General features: G+C 49.3%; 3 protein-coding genes. 1 reads left to right on the forward strand and 2 read right to left on the reverse strand.

Annotation, left to right across the window (positions count from 1 at the left end; all coding sequences use genetic code 11):
* Positions 1-67: 67 nt before the first annotated feature.
* Positions 68-2,311, reverse strand: coding sequence for a TonB-dependent receptor (locus tag HKN79_06535; GenBank protein NNC83216.1), 2,244 nt, complete (start codon positions 2,309-2,311; stop codon positions 68-70).
* Between the two features lie 95 nt (positions 2,312-2,406).
* Between HKN79_06535 and HKN79_06540 the strand changes: the two genes are divergently transcribed.
* Entirely contained in the window at positions 2,407-3,066 is a 660-nt protein-coding gene (locus HKN79_06540; protein NNC83217.1) for a metal-dependent transcriptional regulator, read from the forward strand.
* A 1-nt stretch (position 3,067) separates the two neighbouring features.
* Here HKN79_06540 and HKN79_06545 read toward each other — a convergent pair.
* Positions 3,068-3,555, reverse strand: a 488-nt coding sequence (locus tag HKN79_06545) for a hypothetical protein (protein NNC83218.1), incomplete at its 5' end; no start/stop codon positions are given.

The raw sequence follows: 3,555 nt of genomic DNA on the forward strand, positions 1-3,555 counted from the left end.
TGTATACTCTGACAATATCGGTAGACGAGCAGAGAAGTTCAAAGCTCTTCGTCAAGCAGTAGTTCTTCTATCTTCCTCGAGTATTCCATCTAAGCCCTAAATAGAATTCCCGTCCTTCTAAGGGAGAATAGAAATAGCTGGTATCGAAATACTCGCTGAATCCGATCGGAGCATTGGGGTCATTGTAGCCGCTCAGAGGACTGATACCTTGAGTATAATCCATGAGATTCTGAACTCCCGAGTATACGGTGAATGCTCCCCAAGTCCGTGTCAATTGAATATTATGTGTGGCAAAGACCGGGCTGCGTGTATTCCGTGGCTCACCCACAGGTTGCCCTTCGGTATCCAGGTCATAGATCTCCGGCAAAGTCATGGGCCCTCGGATATTGGAGGTATAGGCCATGTCCAGTGCGGGCTTTGGCCATCGATAGTTGACTGTGACCTGGCCACTCCAATCCGCTGCAAATTCCACTGCTGAGCGCAGGCTCTCACCCTGTATCTCTTCCACCTCGTAGACTTCCTGCACATTGGCACTCAATTTCAGGGCCGGTCCTTTGTAGAAGCGATAATCGATGGAGCCATTGATTCCCATGCTTCGAGCATAACCCGTAGAATTGGCATAGATGATCTTATCGTTCTCGCTGTAATCTGGGAGTATCTTATTGCTGAAATGTGTGAAATAGGCATCCAGCCCGATGGTACCTGAACCTTCTCCCAAGCTGTACACATGACTTATATCCAAAGAAACACTCATACTGCGCTCCGGATCCAGAGTTTCGGTGATGACCACTTCTCGCTGACCGCTGATGAAGGCATGATCCTCAGTGAAGAGGTTGACCACGCGGAATCCCGTTCCTCCGTTCAATCGTATCGTAGTCCAGTCACTGGGTCGATACTTCAAGTTCAATCGAGGAGAAGTGATAAATCCGTGCTGGGAATAGTGATCCAGGCGCAGTCCGCTGAGCAGGGACCAATCGGCATTCAAGTTCCACTCGTCTTGAAGGAAGACGCCTGGTATGAATTGGGATTGCGGTGCATTGATGATTACTCCTGTATCATCCAGGGTGCGAGTGGCCATGGTATTGTCATCATAGTACTGATATCGGGTCGTCAGTCCCGAGGTCAAGTGGTGATGTCCCTCTGACCGATTCCAAATGAGATTAGCGAATCCGATACGCTGTTGGGCCAGGTATTGATCCGACCCGTAGTAGCTGTCCTGGTCATGGTCCGAGAAGGAGAAGTCCAATCTCAATCGATTATCGTCTAGCAGACCATAGGATCCGAAGAGTTCCCAGCGTTGCGTATAGATACTCTCCCCGTATATCTGATCGTCCCCTCGCAGGTCGCGGTAGCCTCGGTCCACCATGTACTCTTCTACACCGTTCCTACGGTCCTCGTAATAGTACTTAGCCGCTATATCGAATCTTCTTCCACTGTTCCGGTGGATGTCCCATTTGCTGAAGAGGATGTAGCGGTCCATGTTGATCACGTCCCCGAATCCATCCCCATTTTCGTCATGGAAATCATTGATATATGCATGGTTGAGACCGACATACCCTTTGCTTTTACCGATGCGAGGAGAAAGGGTGACATTGCTGAAGGCCTCTCCATGATCCGTACCCATCATATCTACTGAGAGAAGAGGCATCCCTTCGTGTTTCTTAGTGATGACGTTTATCACCCCTGCCATGGCTTCCGAACCATAAAGGGTGCTATTGGGCCCTTTGATGACTTCTATGCGCTCCACCATACTGTTGGGAATACCATTCAGACCATAGACCGATGCCAGATTGCCGAACATGGGCATGCCATCGACCAGAACGGCCGTGTAGGCCCCATCGAGTCCGTTGATACTGATCGAACTCGTGTAACAGACACCACATGCCAGGACCTCTTGTACTCCGTTGATGAGTGAAATGCTCTGCAACACCGAAGAAGAGGCACTCGGAAGATTCATCGAGAGGTGTTCCTTGGTCATGACCTCCACTTTGATGGGTGACATGGAAACATAGGTGGGGCGGAGATTTCCTGTGACCACCACTTCTTCCAGATCGATGCGCGGACTCAATTCGATGTCGATATCCTTCACCTCTGATGTCGTCAGTGAAATGGTTCGTTCATACTTCTGATATCCGACAAAGCTCACCTGCAAGGTGTATTCACCAGCAGGAATCTCGGTCAGAATAAAGTTCCCCTCCGCATCGGTGGTAGCTCCATGTTCTCCCGGAGACAGAAGCACATGGGCAAAGGCCAGTACTCCATGGGAATCACTCACTGTGCCGCGTATCTCAGCAGCACGTGCAGCATCCATGGTCAAAAGGAGACAGAATAGGAGAGTGAGTTTCTTGATCAATTCCTTTATCTTTAGGCGACTCAAAGATAATGAATTAGGCGCACCTAAGAAAAATGCTCAGCAAGAACGAAGAAGATTATCTAAAGGCACTCTATCACCTTCAGAATGAGCAGGGTATGGGGGAGATCAGCAGCAAATCACTGGCCGATCATCTGGAGATATCGGCCGCATCGGTGAGTGGGATGTTGAAGAAATTGAAAGGCAAGGACTTGGTCTCCTATGAGCGCTATGGGAAATTGGGTCTTACAGACAAGGGCGAGTCCATCGCAATCCTGCTCATCCGCAAACATCGCCTGTGGGAGACCTTCCTCTATAGCCACATGAATTTTACCTGGGACGAAGTGCATGAGGTGGCCGAGCAGTTGGAACATATCCATTCGACCAAACTCATCGATGAATTGGATCGCTTTTTGGATTATCCGCAGAAAGACCCTCACGGTGACCCCATACCGGATGCTAAGGGAGAGTTCGATCGGGTAGAGGCCATCCATCTGGCCCAATTGAAGGTAGGAGAGAAATGTCGATTGGTAAAGGTGAGTGATGGTTCTGTTGCCTTCCTGAAGTACCTCAGTCAGATCGGTCTGGCATTGAGCAGCGAGATCGAGTTGGTGGATCAGCGGGAATTCGATAGAAGTCTGGTCATCCGGTTCAATGGCAAGGAAGAAAGCGTGTCCAAGACTTTTGCTGAGAACGTCTTCGTCAAGCGTATCTGAGTCATTCGTGCACCATCCTGCGTATCAGTCTCAAGTATTCATACGCCTTTGAATTCTCCGGTTCATCTATCAAGACCTTTTCAAATTCCTTTTTGGCCAGAAGCGTGTCATTCAGAAGTAGTCTGGTGATACCTAGATCATTGTGAATGGAATAGTTCTCGGGAAAGAGCTCTTTTTTCTTCTTGAAGAGTGACAAGGCCTCAGGATACATCTGCCAAGCTAGAAGTGTACGACCTATCGATGTCATCTGTCCCGAACTCAAGCCTTCTGCATCCTGCAAGGAATTGAAGATGGAGTCTATCTCTTCACCGTCCCGGATGCGGTCCAGAATGGTCTTGACCATGCTGGTGGAGTCTTCTGTCAGGTAACGTGCTTGATAGTCTGCCCTGCGGCAGTGGATGTCCACTTCCACTTCTACTTCATCGGAAAGTTGTGTGAGTCCATTCTCCATGACCGAACTCCAGAAATCCCCTCCGAACACCTCGAAAT

It is taken from the genome of Flavobacteriales bacterium (assembly GCA_013001705.1).
Lineage (GTDB): Bacteria > Bacteroidota > Bacteroidia > Flavobacteriales_D > JABDKJ01 > JABDLZ01.

Coding starts and splice junctions, on each gene's coding strand:
- HKN79_06535 (NNC83216.1), bottom strand. CDS start 2,311: ATGGATGCTGCACGTGCTGCTGAGATACGCGGCACAGTGAGTGATTCC.
- HKN79_06540 (NNC83217.1), top strand. CDS start 2,407: ATGCTCAGCAAGAACGAAGAAGATTATCTAAAGGCACTCTATCACCTT.